The organism is Streptomyces sp. NPDC048606, assembly GCF_040650855.1.
In the GTDB taxonomy this organism is placed as follows: Bacteria; Actinomycetota; Actinomycetes; order Streptomycetales; family Streptomycetaceae; genus Streptomyces.
Map to the genome: position 1 here is coordinate 403,365 of NZ_JBEZIB010000001.1, position 17,706 is coordinate 421,070.

Annotated in this window: 15 protein-coding genes; 7 read left to right on the top strand and 8 right to left on the bottom strand. The window is 73.8% G+C overall.

The features are described from left to right. Nucleotides 1-63 precede the first annotated feature (63 nt). The gene (locus tag AB0D01_RS01625; protein ID WP_363052953.1) at nt 64-969 is read left to right on the top strand and encodes a LysR family transcriptional regulator; all 906 of its coding nucleotides are present in this window, start codon (nt 64-66) and stop codon (nt 967-969) included. A gap of 220 nt (nt 970-1,189) precedes the next feature. Here the strand turns inward: AB0D01_RS01625 and treY are convergent, their stop codons facing one another. Next, on the bottom strand, nt 1,190-3,502 hold the full coding sequence (treY, locus tag AB0D01_RS01630) for a malto-oligosyltrehalose synthase (protein ID WP_363052954.1): 2,313 nt from the start codon (nt 3,500-3,502) through the stop codon (nt 1,190-1,192). Between the two features lie 82 nt (nt 3,503-3,584). On the opposite strand from treY, the gene AB0D01_RS01635 reads away from it, so the two are divergent. Continuing rightward, nucleotides 3,585-4,865 (top strand): MFS transporter, encoded by a 1,281-nt coding sequence (locus AB0D01_RS01635; protein ID WP_363052955.1) that lies wholly within the window; start codon nt 3,585-3,587, stop codon nt 4,863-4,865. Here the strand turns inward: AB0D01_RS01635 and glgX are convergent. Continuing rightward, nucleotides 4,850-6,964, bottom strand: a complete 2,115-nt coding sequence (glgX, locus tag AB0D01_RS01640; protein ID WP_363053046.1) for a glycogen debranching protein GlgX — start codon at nt 6,962-6,964, stop codon at nt 4,850-4,852. The genes AB0D01_RS01635 and glgX overlap by 16 nt on opposite strands. Before the next feature lie 297 nt (nt 6,965-7,261). Here glgX and AB0D01_RS01645 point away from each other — a divergent pair, with 297 nt between their 5' ends. Both AB0D01_RS01645 and AB0D01_RS01650 read left to right on the top strand, forming a co-directional pair. Continuing rightward, a complete protein-coding gene (locus AB0D01_RS01645; protein WP_363052956.1) occupies nt 7,262-8,521 on the top strand; it encodes an SAV2148 family HEPN domain-containing protein in 1,260 nt (419 codons plus the stop codon). A 116-nt stretch (nt 8,522-8,637) separates the two neighbouring features. Then, a complete protein-coding gene (locus AB0D01_RS01650; RefSeq protein ID WP_363052957.1) occupies nt 8,638-9,357 on the top strand; it encodes a 3'-5' exonuclease in 720 nt (239 codons plus the stop codon). A gap of 36 nt (nt 9,358-9,393) precedes the next feature. Here the strand turns inward: AB0D01_RS01650 and AB0D01_RS01655 are convergent, their stop codons facing one another. Further along, nucleotides 9,394-10,056 carry a hypothetical protein gene (locus AB0D01_RS01655; RefSeq protein WP_363052958.1) on the bottom strand — a complete coding sequence of 221 codons (663 nt, stop codon included), beginning with the start codon at nt 10,054-10,056 and terminating at the stop codon, nt 9,394-9,396. Nucleotides 10,057-10,076: 20 nt separating this feature from the next. Beyond that, entirely contained in the window at nt 10,077-10,937 is an 861-nt protein-coding gene (locus AB0D01_RS01660) for an aminoglycoside phosphotransferase family protein (protein ID WP_363052959.1), read from the bottom strand. Nucleotides 10,938-11,105: 168 nt separating this feature from the next. Between AB0D01_RS01660 and mgt the strand changes: the two genes are divergently transcribed. The 3 genes from mgt (at nt 11,106) to AB0D01_RS01675 (ending at nt 14,019) form a co-directional block, all read left to right on the top strand. Continuing rightward, nucleotides 11,106-12,353 (top strand): macrolide-inactivating glycosyltransferase, encoded by a 1,248-nt coding sequence (gene mgt, locus AB0D01_RS01665; RefSeq protein WP_363052960.1) that lies wholly within the window; start codon nt 11,106-11,108, stop codon nt 12,351-12,353. Beyond that, a complete protein-coding gene (locus tag AB0D01_RS01670) occupies nt 12,350-12,913 on the top strand; it encodes a DUF1697 domain-containing protein (RefSeq protein ID WP_363052961.1) in 564 nt (187 codons plus the stop codon). Before mgt ends, AB0D01_RS01670 begins: the two co-directional genes overlap by 4 nt. A gap of 104 nt (nt 12,914-13,017) precedes the next feature. Next, nucleotides 13,018-14,019, top strand: a complete 1,002-nt coding sequence (locus AB0D01_RS01675) for a 2-dehydropantoate 2-reductase N-terminal domain-containing protein (protein WP_363052962.1) — start codon at nt 13,018-13,020, stop codon at nt 14,017-14,019. A gap of 75 nt (nt 14,020-14,094) precedes the next feature. Here AB0D01_RS01675 and AB0D01_RS01680 read toward each other — a convergent pair whose 3' ends face one another. The 4 genes from AB0D01_RS01680 to AB0D01_RS01695 are packed head-to-tail and all read right to left on the bottom strand — an operon-like array spanning nt 14,095 to nt 17,704. Next, nucleotides 14,095-14,844 (bottom strand): sirohydrochlorin chelatase, encoded by a 750-nt coding sequence (locus AB0D01_RS01680; RefSeq protein WP_363052963.1) that lies wholly within the window; start codon nt 14,842-14,844, stop codon nt 14,095-14,097. 10 nt (nt 14,845-14,854) lie between these two features. Then, nucleotides 14,855-15,751: an ABC transporter permease gene (locus tag AB0D01_RS01685; RefSeq protein WP_363052964.1), complete on the bottom strand. Its 897-nt coding sequence runs from the start codon at nt 15,749-15,751 to the stop codon at nt 14,855-14,857. Continuing rightward, on the bottom strand, nt 15,738-16,532 hold the full coding sequence (locus AB0D01_RS01690; protein WP_363052965.1) for an ABC transporter ATP-binding protein: 795 nt from the start codon (nt 16,530-16,532) through the stop codon (nt 15,738-15,740). Before AB0D01_RS01690 ends, AB0D01_RS01685 begins: the two co-directional genes overlap by 14 nt. 32 nt (nt 16,533-16,564) lie before the next feature. Further along, entirely contained in the window at nt 16,565-17,704 is a 1,140-nt protein-coding gene (locus tag AB0D01_RS01695; RefSeq protein WP_363052966.1) for an aliphatic sulfonate ABC transporter substrate-binding protein, read from the bottom strand. Between the last annotated feature and the right edge of the window lie 2 nt (nt 17,705-17,706).

A 17,706-nucleotide genomic window follows, 5' to 3' on the forward strand; every position in this document is an offset into this window, starting at 1 on the left:
GAGGCCGCGGATCCAACGCAATGATCTTCTCGGAGCCATGCACGTTCTTTATGCTCCCAGGTCATGAGCCTGCGTCAGATGGAGTACTTCCTCACCGTCGTCGAGGAGTCCTCGTTCACCCGCGCCGCCGAACTCCTGCACGTCACCCAGCCCGCCCTGTCCCACCAGGTGAAGGCGTTGGAGCGGTCCGTGGGAGGGGAGTTGTTGGAGCGGCTGCCCCGGGCGGTGCGGCTCACCGCGATGGGACGGGCCTTCCTGCCGCACGCGCAGCTCGCCGTGCGCAGTGCCCGGCAGGCGCAGCGGGCGGCCCGGGCGGCGGCCGGCGCGGTGGGCGGGGAGCTGCACCTGGCCACCGTGCACGCCGTGGCCGTCGGGATGCTCCCCGCGGTCGCCGCGCGGTGGCGCGCCGAACACCCCGGGGTGGCCCTGGTGTTGCGCGAGTACGGCTCCACGGAGGCGTTGGAGGAGCAGCTGGAGCGGGGCGTCGCGGACCTGGCGGTGGGGCCGGAGCCCAAGGAGTGGACGGGGCCAGTGGTGCCGCTGGGCCGCGAGGAGTTGGTGGTGGTGGTGCCCTTCGACGACCCCCTGGCCGGGCGCGGCGCGGTGCGGCTCGCGGAGCTCGCCGGCCGGGACTGGATCCGTTGCGCGATGGAGCCGCTGGTGCAGGGGCAGCCCGTGCTGGACTGGGCCTGCGGGACGGCGGGGTTCACGCCGCGCACGGTGGTGCGTACGGAGCACACCTCGACGGCGGTGCGGATGGCCGCCGCCGGGGTGGGGATCGTGATGGCCCCGGCGCACATGGCGCGCGGCGCGGTCGGCGAGGACTGCGCCCTGCTCACGCTCGACCCGCCGTGGCACAGGCCGCTCGCCGTCTTCTCCCGGGTCCCGCTGACGGGCGCCGCGGCGGCCTTCGCGCGCCTGCTGGCGCAGCACGAGGCCGCCCTCCCCGCGGCCCACACGGGCGAGTGAGCCGCAGGGGGCGCGTCGGCGCCCGTCCCCGCCCCTCCTCGCAGCCCGCACGGGCGAGTGAGCCGAAGGGGGCGCGTCGGCGAAGGAGGGCGAACGCCCGGAGGAAACGCGAGGAACGAGCGTTTTCGAGGACGTACGCCCTCCTGGAGCCGACTGCCGCGCCCCCGGAGGCGAACCGAGCCCCAAAAATAGGGGGCGCCCGGCCCCGGCCTCCCGCTGCTCACCTACGGATCCAAAGCCCCACCGGTCCGTCGGCCAGGAGCGTCGCCACGGGGAGGTCGCCCCGGTGGGGGGCCGCCGCGCTGGTGGGGATGACGGGGTGCCAGTCGCCCGGGGGCAGGGTCAGGCGGGTCCCGCGCCAGCCGCCGGAGCCGGCCAGCCGGTGGGACAGCCGGGTGACGGCCACCAGCAGGTCGGGGGAGCGGGTGAAGGCGACGAGGTGGTGCGCGGCCGGGCCCTCGGCGCGGAGCGGGTCGTAGCCCCGGAAGAGCGCGGGCCGGTCGCGGCGCAGCCGCAGCAGGGTCGCCGTCAGGGCCAGTTTCTCCCCGGAGGTGTCGTGCGGGGCGGCGCCCGCGTCCAGGGCCGCCAGCGCCTCGTGGGGGAAGTCGGCCGGGCGGCGGTTGTCCGGGTCCACCAGGGCCCGGTACTCGGCCTCCGAGCCCTGGTAGACCTCGGGGACGCCGGGCATGGCCAGGTGCAGCAGGGTGGCCCCGAGCAGGTTGGCGCGGGCGGCGCGTTCCAGGGCGGGCGCCGGCGCCGCCGGGGTCTTGGGGACCAGGTCCGGTACGCCCGCCTCGTACGTCTCGTCGGGGTCGGTCCAGGAGGTGCGCAGCCCCGCCTCCCGGGCCGACTTGAGCAGGGCCGCCGCCAGTCGGGCGGCCCGCTCGGGGGCCTCGCCGAGGCCGAGCGCGCTCTGCCGGGCCACCCAGCGCAGCTGGGGGTCCGCCCCGGCCGTGGCGGGCCGCTCGCCCCGCGCCCGGTGGGCCGGGTCCGCGTCCATGGTCTCGGGGGCTTCGGAGAGCACCGCGATGCGGGCCCGTACGTCCGCGCTGCGCTTGGTGTCGTGCGTGGACAGGACCGTTCCGGAGGCGGGCCAGAGCCGTTCCAGGTGCGCGCAGTACGCGTGGAACTCCTCGGGGTCGACGCCCGGGGCGCCGGGTTCCCCGCCGACCTCGTTGGCCGACAGCAGCGGCGCCCAGCGGTAGAAGGCCCGGTCCTCCAGGGATTTGGCGCGCAGCGCGGCCGAGGTCTGGGCGAAGCGCGCGGCGAAGGCCGGGTTCCGGGCCAGCAGGTCGCGTACGGCCTCGACCGCCTTCGTGCCGGCGCGGATCGCGGCCCGTTCCAGGGTGGGGGGCGAGGGCCGGGGGCCCTCGGGGTAGGGCCGGTAGACGGGATAGGCGATCAGCAACTCGCGTACGGCCTCGGCCAGTTCCGGCCCGCTCAGGCGTTCCAGGGCGGCCAGTTCGGCGGCCAGGTCCACGGTCAGCACCTCGCGGGTGGCGGCGGCGGCCGTCTCCCGCCAGTCGGGCAGTCCGGTGAACCGCCCGTACGCGCGGCCCAGTTCGGCGGTGCCGCGCGGGTCGGTGAACAGGCCGTCGATCCGGTGCAGGGCGTCGTAGCCGGTGGTGCCCGCGACCGGCCAGTCGGGTGCGAGGCGCTCCTCGCGGGCCAGGATCTTCTCCACCACCACCCAGCAGTCGTCCCCCGCCTCGGCCCGCAGCCGCCGCAGGTACCCGGCGGGGTCCGCCAGCCCGTCCACGTGGTCGATCCGCAGTCCCCGCACCACCCCGTCGCGGACCAGTTCCAGCACCTTCGCGTGGGTGGCGGCGAACACGGCGGGGTCCTCGACCCGGACCCCGATCAGGTCGGAGATGGTGAAGAACCGTCGGTAGTTCAGGCCGGTACGGGCCTCCCGCCACCACGCCGGCCGGTACCACTGCGCGGCCAGGAGCTCCGGCAGCGGCAGGCTTTCGGTGTCCGCGCGCAGCGGGAACTCCGCCGCACCCGGTCCGCCGTGCCGCAGGACCCCGGCCTCGGAGTCGACCGTCCAGTCGCCCGGCCGCGCCGGTTCGCCGAGCACGGGCAGCAGCAGCTGTCCGCCGCCCGCCTCCCAGTCGATGTCGAACCAGCGCGCGTACGGGGAGTGCGGCCCCTCCCGCAGCACTTCCCACAGCGGCCGGTTCAGCCGGAGCGGCGTCGGGACCGCCATGTGGTTCGGGACGATGTCGAGCACCAGGGCGAGCCCGTGCCCGCGCGCCGCGGCGGCCAGCGCCCGCAGCCCGTCCTCGCCGCCCAGCTCCGCCCGGACCCGCGCGTGGTCGGTGACGTCGTAGCCGTGCGTGGAGCCGGGCACCGCCTCCAGCACGGGGGAGAGGTGGAGGTGTGACACGCCGAGGGAGGAGAGGTACGGTACGGCCGCCTCGGCCGCCGCGAAGGGGAACCCGGGGTGCAGTTGGAGGCGGTAGGTGGACGTCGGGACGACGGCTTTCGGAACATCATGGTCCGATTTCCTGCTGGAGTACTGCTGGGTCATGAGAACGTACGTACCCCGTACGCGCGATTCCGTGCCATGACCCAATGCATCCGGGTGACTGCACCGCGTTAGTGTTCCTCGGGTGTTTGGAACCGTCGACACCTATCGAAAAGTCATCGCCCTGACCGGGCCCCTCCTGCCGCTCATATCCTTCCTCGCCCGACTGCCCGTCGCGATGTCCCAGTTCGGGAGCGTCCTGCTGGTCGCCGAGACCAGCGGCTCCCTCGCCACCGCCGGCATCGTCGGTGGCACCCTCTCCGCCGGCCAGGTGGTCTGCGGACCCGTACTCGGCCGACTGGCCGACCGCCACGGACAGCGCACCGTCGTCCTGGCCGCCGCCGCCGTCAACGCGGTGGCCACCGGCGCGCTGGTCGCCGGGGCCCTCTCCCACCTCGCCACGGTTCCCCTGGCCGCCATCGGCGCCGTCACCGGCGCCTCCGTCCCGCTGATCGGACCGCTCGCCCGCAGCCGTTCGGTGGCGCTGGCCCACCGGGCCAAGGCCGACGAGGGGGTCGTGGGCGCCATCCACTCCCTCGAAGGCACCCTCGACGAGGTCTCGTTCGTCATCGGCCCCGCCCTGGTGGGCATGGCCGCGCTCCTCGCGCACCCGGCCTTCGCCCTCGCCGGGGCCGCCGCCCTCGTGGCCGGGTTCGGCACCGTCTTCGCCCTCCACCCGAGCGCGTCCGTCACCGCCGGCTCGCCCGCGCCCGCACGCCCCGCGGGCCGCCGGGTGGGGCAGCCCGGCGTCGTCCACGCCGTGCGGGGTTCCCTCTTCCTCCAGGGCGCCATGTTCGGCGCCTGCCAGGCCGGCATCGCCGCCCTCACCGTCAGGCTGGGCGTGCCCGGACAGGCCGGCATGGTCTACGCCGCCATGGGCGTGGTCAGCGCCGCCGTCGGCCTGGGGATGGGCGCGCTGCCCGCCCGCTTCGGGCTGCGGCTGCGCTGGCGCCTGGCCACCGCCGCCGGACTGGCCCTGTCCGTCCCGCTGGTCTTCACCGACAGCCTGCTGCCCCTGTACGCCGTCGTCACCGTTCTGGGGGCCGCCTGCGCCCCGCACCTGATCACCGCGTTCGCGCTCACCGAGCGGTCCGTGGAGCCGGCCCGGCTCGCCGAGTCCATGGCCTTCGCCGCCAGTTCGCTCGTCGCCGGCCAGGCCGTCTCCCTGGCCCTCGCCGGACGGCTCGCCGAGCGGTACGGGCCCGCCGGGGCCTTCGCCGTCGTCACCGCGGCCGCCGCGCTCTGCCTGTGCCTGGCCCTGTTCACCCGCGTGCCCGCCGCTCGCTCGCACGCGCTGCCCACGGCCGGGGCGCCCACCGAGGACCGCGCCGCCGCGAAGGAGAGCGCGGCCTACGCCGGACGCTGAAGCACCACCAGGCACCGTCCCGTCAACGCCACCCGGTCCCCGGCCGCGAACTGCGGTCCGGTGCCGGGTGGCGGCACCTCGGCCCGCGCCGTGTCCACGACCAGCCGCCAGTGCGCGCCGTGCCCGACCGGGACGGTGAACTCCTGTGGCTCGGCACCCGCGTTGAACATCAGCAGGAACGAGTCGTCGGTGATCCGCTCCCCGCGCGTGCCGGGCTCGGAGATGGCCTCGCCGTTGAGGAACACCGTCAACGCCTTCGCGTGCTGCGCCTGCCAGTCCCGGGCCCGCATCTCCTCGCCGTGCGGGGTGAACCAGGCGATGTCGGAGAGCTCGTCGTGGGTGCCCTCGACGGGCCGGCCGTGGAAGAACCGCCGCCTGCGGAACACCGGGTGGTCACGGCGCAGCCACACCATCCGCCGGGTGAACTCCAGCAGCGCGGGCGCCGGTTTGCCCGGCTCGGGCCAGGTCACCCACGACAGGTCGTTGTCCTGGCAGTAGGCGTTGTTGTTGCCGTCCTGGCTGCGCGCGAACTCGTCGCCGTGGCTCAGCATCGGCACCCCCTGGGAGAGCATCAGCGTGGCGGTGAAGTTCCGCATCTGGCGCTCGCGCAGCTCCCGCACCTCCGGGTCCTCGGTGGGGCCCTCCACCCCGCAGTTCCAGGACCGGTTGTGCGTCTCGCCGTCCCGATTGCCCTCCCGGTTGGCCTCGTTGTGCTTCTCGTTGTACGAGACGAGGTCGTGGAGGGTGAAGCCGTCGTGGCAGGTGGTGAAGTTGACCGAGGCCAGGGGTCGGCGTCCGTCGTCCTGGTACAGGTCGGAGGAGCCGGTCAACCGGCCCGCGAACTCGGCCAGGGTGCGCGGCTGCCCGCGCCACAGGTCCCGCACCGTGTCGCGGTACTTGCCGTTCCACTCGGTCCACAGCGGCGGGAAGTTGCCCACCTGGTAGCCGCCCTCGCCCAGGTCCCAGGGTTCGGCGATCAGCTTCACCTGGCTGACGACGGGGTCCTGCTGCACCAGGTCGAAGAACGAGGAGAGCCGGTCCACCTCGTGGAACTGCCGGGCCAGCGTGGCCGCCAGGTCGAAGCGGAAGCCGTCCACGTGCATCTCGGTCACCCAGTACCGCAGCGAGTCCATGATCAGCTGGAGGACGTGCGGGGAACGCATCAGCAGGGAGTTCCCCGTGCCGGTGGTGTCCGTGTAGTGCCGGGGGTCGTCCGCCAGCCGGTAGTACGAGGCGTTGTCCAGCCCCCGGAAGGACAGCGTCGGCCCCAGGTGGTTGCCCTCGGCCGTGTGGTTGTAGACCACGTCGAGGATCACCTCGATCCCCGCCTCGTGCAGTGCTCGCACCGCCGACTTGAACTCCAGCACCTGCTGCCCCCGGTCCCCCGAGGCGTAGCCGTTGTGCGGGGCGAAGAAGCCGATGGTGTTGTAGCCCCAGTAGTTGCTGAGCCCGTCGTTGACCAGGCGGTGGTCGTTGACGTACTGGTGCACCGGCATCAGCTCCAGCGCCGTCACGCCGAGCTTCGTCAGGTGCCCGATCACCGCCGGATGCGCCAGGGCCCCGTAGGTGCCCCGCAGTTCCTCCGGCAGTTCGGGATGACGCATCGTCAATCCCTTGACGTGCGCCTCGTAGAGCACCGTGTGGTGGTACTCGTGGCGCGGCGGCCGGTCGTTGGCCCAGTCGAAGTACGGGTTCACGACGACCGAACTCATCGTGTGCGGAGCCGAGTCCAGGTCGTTGCGCGAGTCCGGGCGGCCGAAGTGATAGCCGTAGACCTCCTCACCCCAGCGCACGCCGCCGCTGATGGCCCGTGCGTACGGGTCCAGGAGCAGCTTCGCCGCGTTGCAGCGCTGCCCCCGCTCGGGCTCGTAGGGCCCGTGCACCCGGAAGCCGTAGCGCTGGCCCGGCATGATCCCGGGCAGGTAGGCGTGCCGGACGAAGGCGTCCGTCTCGCGCAGTTCGACGGCCGTCTCCGAGCCGTCGTCGTGCAGCAGGCACAGCTCGATCCTGCGCGCGGCCTCCGAATAGACCGCGAAGTTGGTGCCGGCGCCGTCGTAGGTGGCACCCAGGGGATACGCCTGTCCCGGCCAGACCTGCATCGAGAACGCCACTTCCCATCCTTCTCGCGCCTGATCCGGCGTGGATCACGTCACTGCCAGATCTTCCCCGAAAGACGGCCCGCACGCGGGAACTTGGGTTGCTCCTGCCGGGTGACCCGGATAGCCGACCATCGGGTCAACCGACTGTCGGGGCATCACATAATGAGTCAACGGACTGTCCGCCCGCGGGCCGTAGGGTCACCCGGGGGCGACTTCGGGCTGCATCGGGACGCGCGCGCGGAGTACCCTTCCGTGATCACTGGAGACGGGCGTCCAGACGCAGAAGGCGGTGCACGGGTGAGCTCGGGAGGTCTGGAGCTGCCCCCTGGTGACAGCGGTCACGAGGGTGGCCCGGCGGACGCCCCTGGGGGTGTGTCCGGGGCGGTGGCGGCCGGGACGGTGTCGCTGACCGCGCCGAGCGCCGGCGACGCGCGCGCCGGCGCCGAGCTGGACTGGGGCGCGGACGCGTGGAGCGAGGTCCGGACACGGGCCCAGCGCGCCGGTCGTGCGTACATCTGGCTGAATCTCATCGAACAGCGGCTGCGGTCCGTGGTCGGCGCCGTGCTGCGTCCGGTCTACGAGCCGGTGCACGGCGGCGACGACTGGGTGGTGGCCGCCGCCGGTCCCGCCGGGCAGGAGTGGGTGCAGCGGGCGGTGGCCGTCCGCGAGGTCAGCCGCCGCAAGGGCTACCTCCTCGACCCGGCCGACGACAACGTGCTCAGCTTCCTCACGCTCCCGCAGCTGCGGGAGCTGATGGTCCAACACTGGCCGTGCTTCGAGCCGTACTTCGACGACCGCCGCGAGATCGAGCTGGCCCTCGACGAGCTGGAGGTCACCCGCAACGTGGTCTCCCGCAACCGCGCCCTGTCGCGGGCGGTCCTGGAACAGGCCGAGCGGGCCTCGGCGCGACTGTTGGAGGTCCTCGGGGCCGGATCGGGCAGCCCGTCGGCGAACCGGCTGCCCATCGACGCGGTCGAGGACCTGGTCGGGGACCGCTACGCGGACGTCATCTCGGTCCACCCCGACCGGGTGCGGCTCCAGCGGCAGCTCCCTGCGGAGGACCTCTTCGGGGGCGCGCGCCGGCTGGACGCCATCGGGATAGGCCTCAACCTGCTGGTGCAGAACTTCTCCGGGCGCCGCCTGGTCCGGCTGACCGAGGCGGGCTGCCGGGTGCGGCTGCTGTTCCTGAACCCGGCGAGCAGCGCCGTCAAACGGCGCGAGCGCGAGCTGGGCCTGCGCAAGGGCGAGCTGAGCCGGTCGGTGGAGATGAACATCCTGCACGTGCGTCGGGTGCGGGCGGGGCTCAGGGACCCCTCGCGCTTCGACATCCACGTCTTCGACGAGACCCCGCGCTTCACCGCCTACCTGGTGGAGGGGGAGTCCTCGGGGATCGCGGTGGTCCAGTCGTACCTGCGCCGGGCCCGGGGCATGGAGTCGCCGGTGCTGGTCCTGCGCGGAGGTGGGCGCGGGGTCCCCAAGGACGCCGACCACGGACTGTTCACCACCTACCGGGAGGAGTTCGAGTCGGTCTGGGAGGACTCCAGGCCGGTGTCGTGACCCCCGGGGGGTCCCCGCGGTCCCCCGGGCGGCCTCCGTCGGCCCCCGGCGGTCGGGGTGTCAGTGGCGCGTGGCACGCTGAAACGCGTAGACCGACACACGGGGGAGGGCGCTTCATGGGGGCGTGGCACGGGGGAGCACTGATCGGATTCGACCTGGAGACCACCGGCACGGAGCCGGGGGAGTCCCGGATCGTGACGGCCGCGGTGGTCGAGGTGCGGGACGGCGAGGTCCGCGAGCGGCGCGGCTGGCTCGCGGACCCGGGCATACCGATCCCGGAGCAGGCGTCCGCCATCCACGGGATCAGCACGGCGCGGGCCGTCGCCGAGGGCCGCCCCGTGCGGGAGGTGGCCGAGGAGGTGGCGCGGGCCCTGGTCGGGCACTGGCGCGCCGGCGCGGTGGTGGTCGCGTACAACGCGGCCTTCGACCTGACGCTGCTGACGGCGGAGTTGGCCCGGCACGGGCTGCCCTCGCTGGCCGACCGGCTGGGCGGCGCCGAGACGGGGCCGGTGATCGACCCGCTGACCATCGACCGGGCCGTCGACCGCTACCGGCGCGGCAAGCGGACGCTGGAGGCGGTGTGCGGGGTCTACGGGGTCACCCTGGACGCCGCGCACGACGCGGGCGCCGACGCGCTGGCGGCGGTGCAGGTGGCGCGGGCCCTGGCCGCCCGGTACCCCGAGGTGGCCGACCTGACCCCGGCGGACCTCCACGACCGGCAGGGCACCTGGCACGCCCGCTGGGCCCGGGACTTCCAGTCGTACCTGCGCCGGCAGGGCAGCGCGGACGCGGTCATCGACACGGCGTGGCCGCTGCGGGACCTCGTACCGGCGTAGGCGCCGTACCGGCGCGGGCGCTCCTCCCGCCGGGGGCTATCGCGGCGTGGAGGGCCGCGGGTCGGACGCCGCCGCGGCGGGGGCCCACCGTTGCCGGTACTCGATGTGGAGCTCGCGGTTGCCCGAACCCCTGTGGCAGGGGTACAGCCGTTGGCAGTAGTGCCGGTCGGGGAAGGCGAGCGCCTGGCCGGGGCCCTGCCCCGCGACGTCGGCGAACAGGGGCGCCGAGTCCCGGAAGGCCCGCGGGGTGCCCGTCATGAAGAGCGTGTCGGCGTGGACGTGTTGGCGGAAGTCGTCCCGGTCGTCCCAGTGGCCGGGGGCGGGGCCGTCGTCCCGCGCGTCCCACGAGGGCCCGGGCAGTTCCACCGTCCGCGGTCGCGCCGGGCCCAGCCGCGCGCGGACCTCCTTCCACCGGGAGGGCGCGAACCGCAACGAGCGGTGGAGCAGCACGAGATCGAGCGGGCGCTCCCCGGGGGCGTGGGGGGCTCCCCGCAGCGGCAGGTGGATCAGGGAGCGCGGCGAGGTCGCCGCCAGGCTCCACAGTCCGGCCAGGAGCCGGGCCGCGTCCTGGTCGACGTACGCCCCCAGCCACCAGCCGGCGTCGAGGAGCAGGGCCCGGGCCGGGGGTCGGGCCGGGCGGATGACGTTGAACTCCTCGGGGCCGAGTCGGGCCCGGTGGAGGGAGAGGCGCAGTTTCACGCACCCTTGGTAGCGCAGCCTCAGAAGGGGTGCCAGCGCATTTCGGCGTCCCCGTCGCGCAGCGAGGCCACGCGGCGGCGGAACTCGGCCCGTGCCTTCGGGTTGCCCGGCGCGTGCTGGGCGACCCAGGCGCAGCTCGCCGTCTCGCGGGCGCCGCGCAGGAGCGCGCAGCCCTCCCACGCGCGCACGTCCCACCCGTACGCCGTGACGAAGGCCTCGTAGGCGGAATCGGGCAGGCCGTACCGGTCGCGGGACAGGGCCATCACGACGAGGTCGTGCTCGCGCAGGTCGCCCGAGACGGTCTCCAGATCGACCAGGACGGGTCCGTCCGGGCCGACGTGCACGTTGCGGGGCAGGGCGTCGCCGTGGATCGGGCCCGGCTCCAGGTGCGGGGCGAGCGCGGCGACCTCGCCGGCGTAGGCGTCGCGCCGGGCCCGCAGGTAGCGGGCGTCCTCGGGGTCCACGTGGTCGCCGGCCAGCCGCAGCCAGCGCTCGACCCCGCCCAGCAGGTCCCGGGCGGGCAGCGCGAACGGCGGCGCGGGCAGTGCGTGGAGCGCCCCGAGCAGGGCGGCGAGGTCCTCGGGGCCGGCCGGGCGCACGGCGTCCGGCAGCCGGTGCCACAGGGTCACGGGGTGTCCGTCGACCAGGCGGGGCGCCGGTTCGGCCGCGCGGACCGCGGGGACGCCCTCGGCGGCGAGCCAGCCGGCCACGGCCACCTCGCGCCCGGCCCGTTCCAGCAGCCCCGCCTCCCGGCCGACCTTCACCACCAGGTCGCCGATGGCGAAGACGGCGTTCTCGCCGAAGGCGAGCAACTCGGCCTTCGCGCCGGGACCGGTCAGCCCGGCCTCCGTCAGTACGTCCCTGGCCCGCGCTTCGTCCATGCCGCCCGTCTCGTCCTTCGCCGGATGCCGATCAGTGCGCACAGTCTCGCATCCGGGCCCCGCGCGACCGGCCGGCCCCGCCCGGAGCGAGCGGGGCGCGGGGAGCGGGTCGGAGGCGGTCGCGGAAATGGAGTTGTACGAGACGTATCGTCTCGTTATGGTGGCGGCATGACCTCAGGCACGCCTTCCCCCGAGTCCACCCGGCCCGCCCACATCGCGATGTTCTCCATCGCCGCCCACGGGCACGTCAACCCCAGCATCGAGGTGATCCGGGAGCTCGTCGCCCGCGGGCACCGCGTCAGCTACGCCATCCCCGCCTCCTTCGCCGACGAGATCGCCGAGACCGGGGCGACCCCGGTGATCTACACCTCCACGCTCCCCACCGACGACGAGCCGGAGGCCTGGGGCACCGAACTCATCGACAACCTGGAGCCCTTCCTCCACGACGCGATCCAGGCGCTCCCGCACCTCGCCGCCGCCTTCGAGGGCGACGAACCCGACCTCGTCCTGCACGACATCACCTCCTACCCCGCCCCCGTCCTCGCGCACCGCTGGGGCGTCCCCGCCGTCTCCCTCTCCCCGAACCTGGTCGCCTGGGAGGGCTACGAGCAGGAGGTGGCCGAGCCGATGTTCGCCCCCCTCAAGGCCTCCGAGCGCGGACAGGCCTACTACGCCCGGTTCGCGGCCTGGCTCACCGAGAACGGCCTCGGCGACCAGGTCGACCGCTTCCAGGGACGGCCGCGCCGCAGCATCGTGCTCATCCCGCGCGCCCTCCAGCCCCACGCCGACCGCGTCGACCCGTCCGTGTACACCTTCGTCGGCGCCTGCCAGGGCGACCGCGCCGCCACCCAGGGCACCTGGGACCGGCCCGCCTCCGCCGAGGGCAGGAAGGTGCTGCTGGTCTCGCTCGGCTCCACCTTCACCAAGCAGCCCGCCTTCTACCGCGCCTGCGTCGAGGCCTTCGGCGGCCTGCCCGACTGGCACGTCGTCCTCCAGATCGGCCGGTTCACCGACGAGGCCGAACTCGGCGAGGTCCCCGACAACGTCGAGGTCCACCGCTGGGTCCCCCAGCTCGACGTACTGCGCCAGGCCGACGCCTTCATCACCCACGCGGGCGCCGGCGGCAGCAAGGAGGGCCTCGCCACCGCCACGCCGATGGTCGCCGTACCGCAGGCCGTCGACCAGTTCGGCAACGCCGACGTCCTCGCCTCCCTCGGCGTCGCCCGGCACGTCCCGATGGAGCGCGCCGACGCCGCCACCCTCAAGGCGGCCGTCCTGGAACTGCTCGCCGACCCCGAGGTCGCCGTCCGCGCCGAGGCCGTCCGCGCGCAGATGGCCGCCGAGGGCGGCACCCGGGCGGCCGCCGACCTCATCGAGGCCGAACTGTCACAGGGGGCTCCTACGCTGCTGCCATGACGAACCCGAGCGCGAGGACCACGTACGCGGCGCTGCTGCGCGGCATCAACGTCGGCGGCAACAAGAAGGTGCCGATGGCGGAGCTGAGGACCGTACTGGAGGGGCTCGGCCACCGCGACGTGAAGACCTACCTCCAGAGCGGCAACGCCGTCTTCACGGCCGAGCGCGCGGACCCGGGGGCGCTGGCCCGGCAGCTGGAGACGGCCATCGAGGCCCACTTCGGCTTCCGGGTCGCCTGCCTGGTCGTCGACGGCCCCCACCTGCGCGCCGTCGCCGAGGCCTGCCCCTTCCCGGCCGCCGAACTGGAGGGCAGGCAGCTGCACGCCACCTTCTTCTCGCGACAGCCCGACCCCGAGCGGTTCGCCGCCCTCGACGCGCGGGCCTTCCTCCCCGAGGAGTTCCGCGTCGGCGACCGCGTCCTCTACCTCTACGCCCCCGACGGCCTCGGTCGCTCGAAGCTGGCCGAGGCGCTGGCCCGCCCCGCCGTGGTCAAGGGCCTCGACGTCACCACCCGCAACTGGAACACCGTCGCGAAACTGGTCGAACTGACGCGGGACTGATCCCGCCCGACGTCTGCTCGCCCACGCCCCCCGACGCCGCCCCGCGTCCACCCCGAAGGCGACCCTACCCCGGGCCGGCCCGCGCGATGTGTCAGGCTCTGATCATGCGTTACATCGTCATCGGCGCCGGAGCGATCGGCGCGACCATCGGCGGACGACTCGCGGACACGGGCCGGGAGGTCGTCCTCGTCGCGCGCGGCGCGCACGCCGAGGCCCTGCGCGCCGACGGGCTGCGGCTCACCACCGCCGCCGGCACGCGCGTCCACCGCCTCCCCGTGGTCACCGGCCCGGCGGAACTCGGCGAGCTGCGTCCCGACGACGTCCTGCTGCTGGCCGTCAAGACCCAGGACGCCGTCGCCGCCCTCGACACCTGGGGCGACGCCGAGGTCGCCGGCGGCGGTACGGCGGCGCAGCGGCTGCCGCTGCTGTGCGCGCAGAACGGCGTGGAGAGCGAACGCCTCGCCCTGCGGCGCTTCGCGCGCGTGTACGGGGTGTGCGTCTGGCTCCCGGCGAGCTTCCTGGAACCCGGCGTCGTCGAGGCGCTGTGCGCCCCGCTGACCGGGGTCCTGCACCTGGGGAAGGCGGCCGGGGGGACCGACCGGCGCGTCCGCGAGATCGCGATCGACCTGGAGAAGGCGGGCTTCGCCGCGCCCGTCGTCGAGGACGTCATGCGCTGGAAGCACGCGAAGCTGCTGGGGAACCTGGGCAACGCCATCCAGGCCACCACCGGCCCCGAGCCCGACCCGGCGAAGGCGGCGTTGCTGCTGCGGGCGATCCGGGAGGCCGAGGCGGCCTACGCGGCGGCCGGCATCGCCCACACCTCGCAGGAGGAGCAGGCGCGGGCCCGCGAGGGCCGGGTGGTCCCGCCCGCCGGGGTGCGCGGCGGCTCCTCCTGGCAGAGCCTGGCCCGGGGCACGGGCTCGGTGGAGGCCGACTACCTCAACGGGGAGATCTCCCTGCTGGGCCGGCTGCACGCGGTTCCCACCCCGGTGAACGACACCCTCCGCCACGCCGCGAACATCTTCGCCCGCGAGGGCCTGCCGCCGGGCGCGATGTCGATCGGCGACCTGACCGCCCTCGCCGACGAGGCCGCGGCGCGTTCCTAGAACCCCGAAGACCCCCTGCCCCACGCGCGTACGCACGGGGGGCAGGGGGTCTTCCGGTGGTCCGCCCGGGGCGGGTCAGGCCGTGGCCAGGAGGGGCACGCGCCGCGGCGCCGCGTCGAAGCGGCGCAGCAGGAGGCGGGCCAGTTCCGGGGCGTCGCCCAGGACGTCGGCCACCACGTCGGCGCCGGCCGCCGCGGCGCCCGCCGCGATGCGGTCCGGCAGCCGGCCGGGGGCGATGACGTAGGGGGCCACGGCCACCCGACGGGCGCCCTCGGCGCGCAGGGCCCGTACGGCGTCCTCCGTACGGGGCAGAGCGGCGGAGGCGAACGCAGGCCGCACGGCGCACCAACCGGTGTGCCGCCACTCCCGCGCGATTTCAGCGATCACTGCGATCGCCTCCGGGTCCGATGAGCCGGCGGACGCGAGCACCACGGCGGTGTCGGCCCGGTCGGCGGGGGTGAGGCCGGCCTCGGCGAGGCGGCGCTCCAGGGCGCCGACCAGCAGCGGCGAGGGCCCGAGGACCTCCGCCACCCGCACCGAGACGCCCGGCAGGCGGGAAGTCGACTCCGCGAGCACCGCCGGGATGTCCGCCTTGGCGTGGAAGGCACGCGTCAGCAGCAGCGGGACGGCCACGACCTCCCGTACGCCGGACAGGTACAGCGAGGCCAGCGCCTGCGGGACCGTCGGGGCGTTGAAGTCCAGGAAGGCCGTCTCCATCCGCAGCCCGGGGCGTAGCGCCCGCGCCCGCCCGACGAGGGCGGACACGGTCGCGGCGTGCCGCGGATCGCGGCTGCCGTGGGCGATGACCAGAAGTGCGCGGGACACGGGGGCCGACTCAGCTCTTGACCAGCAGGCCGCGGCTGCGCAGCACCCACCGCTCGACCGGGCTGAAGATCAGCAGGTCGATGGCGATGCCGACGACCAGGATCAGCAGGATCGCGAGGAACACGCCGGGCAGGTCGATGTTGTTGCGGCCGTTCTCCAGCAGCTGACCGAGGCCGAGGCCGAGGTCGGGGGAGCTGGCGATGATCTCGGCGGCCATCAGGGAGCGCCAGGAGAAGGCCCAGCCCTGCTTGAGGCCGGCGAGGTAGCCGGGGAGCGCGGCGGGCATGACCACGTGCCGGGCGCCGCTCAGTCCGGTGGCGCCCAGGGTGCGGCCGGCCCGGAGGAACAGCGGCGGGATCTGGTCGATGCCGGAGACGAGGCCGTTGGCGATGGAGGGGACCGCGCCGAGCAGGATCACCGTGAACATCATGGCGTCGTTCAGGCCGAACCACAGGACGGCCGGGGGCACCCAGGCCACCGAGGGCAGCGACTGCAGGCCCTGGAGGATCGGGCCGATGGCCGCGCGGACGAACTTCACCCGGGCGACCAGCAGCCCCAGCGGGGTGCCGATGGCCAGGGCCAGCAGGAAGCCGAGCAGACCCCGCGAGACGCTGGTCCAGATGACCTCCAGCAGGGTGCCCTTGAGCCACATCTCGGACAGGCTGTCCCAGACCGCGGAGGGGGCGGGCAGCTTGGTCTCGTCGGTGACCTTCGCCGTGACGAGGATCTGCCACACCACGAGCACGAGGCCGACGGCGAGCAGCGGGGGCAGGACCTTCTTGGTGAAGACCTCCCGGACCGGGGTCCGGTGGGTCTGGACCGCGTCGAGGGCGTCGAGGCCGGCTTCCAGACCGGCCAGGTCGTCGTGCTTGGCCGTGGCCTTCGCGGTGGTGTCAGTGCTGGCCATGGCGGCGGATCTCCCCACGCAGGTGTTCAGTGATCTCAAGGGACAGCTCCGCGACGTCCGCGTCCTCGATGCGGCGCGGCTGGGGGATGTCCACGGTCCACTCCTTGGCGACCCGGCCGGGCCGCGAGGAGAGCAGGACCACGCGCTGGGCGAGGCGCACGGCCTCGCGCACGTTGTGCGTGACGAAGAGGACGGACAGCCCGGTCTCGGCCCAGATGCGGGTGAGTTCGCCGTGCAGCACGTCACGGGTGATGGCGTCGAGCGCCGCGAAGGGCTCGTCCATCAGCAGCAGGCGGCTGTCCTGGGCGAGGGCCCGGGCCAGGGCCACGCGCTGGCGCATGCCGCCCGACAGCTCGTGGACGCGCTTGCCGTACGCGCCCCCGAGGCGGACCAGCTCCAGCAGTCGTTCGGCCTCCGGCCTGCGGTCGGCCTTGGCGACCCCGCGCAGGCGCAGGGCGAGTTCGATGTTCTTGCCCGCGGTCAGCCACGGGAAGAGGGCGTGTTCCTGGAACATGAGCGCGGGACGGCCGGAGGTCTCGATGGATCCGGCGGACGGCTTGTCGAGTCCCGCGACGAGGTTCAGCAGGGTGGACTTCCCACACCCCGAGGCCCCCAGGATGGTGACGAACTCTCCGGGAGCGACATCGAGGCTGATGTCGTCCAGGACGAGCTGCGTACCGGCCGGGCCGGTGAAGGACTTCGAGACGTGCTCGATGCGAGCGGCGGCGTGCGTTCCCTGCGCCGTCGTGCCCTCGGCAGCCTTGGCGAGCGTGGTGGCCATGGTCGTCACCTCCTGGGGTCTGGACTGCGGACTTACTTGGCGCCGAGACCGGCGTCGGAGACCTCGGGCTTGCCGGCGGCCTTCAGGACCTTGTTGAGCGGCTTCAGGTCGTAGATCCCGGCGAGGTCGGGCTCCTCGATGAGCTTGGCCTTGACGGCCCAGTCGGACTGGGTCTTCAGGGTGCTCGCCAGCGGGTCGTCGGTGACGAGGATGGACTGCCAGGCCGGGTCGATGATCTTCGCGTCCAGCGCCTTGCCGCTCTCCGCCTGGAGCCTGGCGTTCGCCGAGGCCTTCGCCTTCTCCGGGTTGGCGTTGATCCACTCGTTGGTCTTCACCGTGCCCGCGAGGACGGCCTCGACCACGTCCGGGTGCTCCTTGAGGAACTTCTGCGACACGATGATGTTCGTGATCACGAACTTCTTGTCGGGCCACAGGGCGGTCTCGTCGAGGAGGACGCTGCCGCCGTCGGAGACGAGCTTGGAGGCCGTGGGCTCCGGCACCCAGGCGCCGTCGATCGAGCCCTGCTTGAAGGCGTCCGGGGTGACCTTGTTGTCCGTGCGGACGACGGAGACGTCACCCTTGCCGGACTCCGGGTCGACCTTCCAGCCCTTCTCGTTGATCCAGTTGAGGAACGCGACGTCCTGCGTGTTCCCCTTCTGCGGGGTGGCGATCTTCTTGCCCTTGAGGTCGTCCAGGGTCTTGATCTTGTCCGGGTTCACGACGAGCTTCACGCCGCCCGAGGCGGAGCCGGAGATGATCCGCAGGTTCGAGCCCTTGGACTTGACGTAGCCGTTGATCGACGGCGAGGGGCCGATGAAACCGATGTCGAGGGAGCCGCCGTTGAGGGCCTCGATCTCGGAGGGGCCGGCGTTGAAGGACTGCGGCTTGATCTTGGTGCCCTGCAGTTCCTTCTCGATCAGGCCCTCCTGGAGGCCGACGAGCGCGGTGGCGTGGGTCAGGTTCGGGAAGTACCCGATGCGGACCTCGGAGGCGGAGAGCTTCTTCGCGCCGTCCGCGGCGGGGGCGGCGCTGTCGGCCTTGCCCTTGGGCTCGTCCTTCGCGGCCTCGGAGCCGTAGCCGCACGAGGCGAGGGCACCGATCAGCAGCGGCAGGGCGGCGGCGGCGACGAGGCCGCGGCGCAGGGTCTTGACGGTGGTACCGGTGGCAGGCACGG

Bases quoted from the DNA above. Each gene is read 5' to 3' on its own strand.
- glgX (WP_363053046.1), bottom strand. From the start codon at position 6,964: ATGCAGGTCTGGCCGGGACAGGCGTATCCCCTGGGTGCCACCTACGAC.
- AB0D01_RS01650 (WP_363052957.1), top strand. From the start codon at position 8,638: ATGGGGGCGTGGCACGGGGGAGCACTGATCGGATTCGACCTGGAGACC.
- mgt (WP_363052960.1), top strand. From the start codon at position 11,106: ATGACCTCAGGCACGCCTTCCCCCGAGTCCACCCGGCCCGCCCACATC.
- AB0D01_RS01675 (WP_363052962.1), top strand. From the start codon at position 13,018: ATGCGTTACATCGTCATCGGCGCCGGAGCGATCGGCGCGACCATCGGC.
- treY (WP_363052954.1), bottom strand. From the start codon at position 3,502: ATGACCCAGCAGTACTCCAGCAGGAAATCGGACCATGATGTTCCGAAA.
- AB0D01_RS01690 (WP_363052965.1), bottom strand. From the start codon at position 16,532: ATGGCCACCACGCTCGCCAAGGCTGCCGAGGGCACGACGGCGCAGGGA.
- AB0D01_RS01670 (WP_363052961.1), top strand. From the start codon at position 12,350: ATGACGAACCCGAGCGCGAGGACCACGTACGCGGCGCTGCTGCGCGGC.
- AB0D01_RS01660 (WP_363052959.1), bottom strand. From the start codon at position 10,937: ATGGACGAAGCGCGGGCCAGGGACGTACTGACGGAGGCCGGGCTGACC.
- AB0D01_RS01685 (WP_363052964.1), bottom strand. From the start codon at position 15,751: ATGGCCAGCACTGACACCACCGCGAAGGCCACGGCCAAGCACGACGAC.
- AB0D01_RS01625 (WP_363052953.1), top strand. From the start codon at position 64: ATGAGCCTGCGTCAGATGGAGTACTTCCTCACCGTCGTCGAGGAGTCC.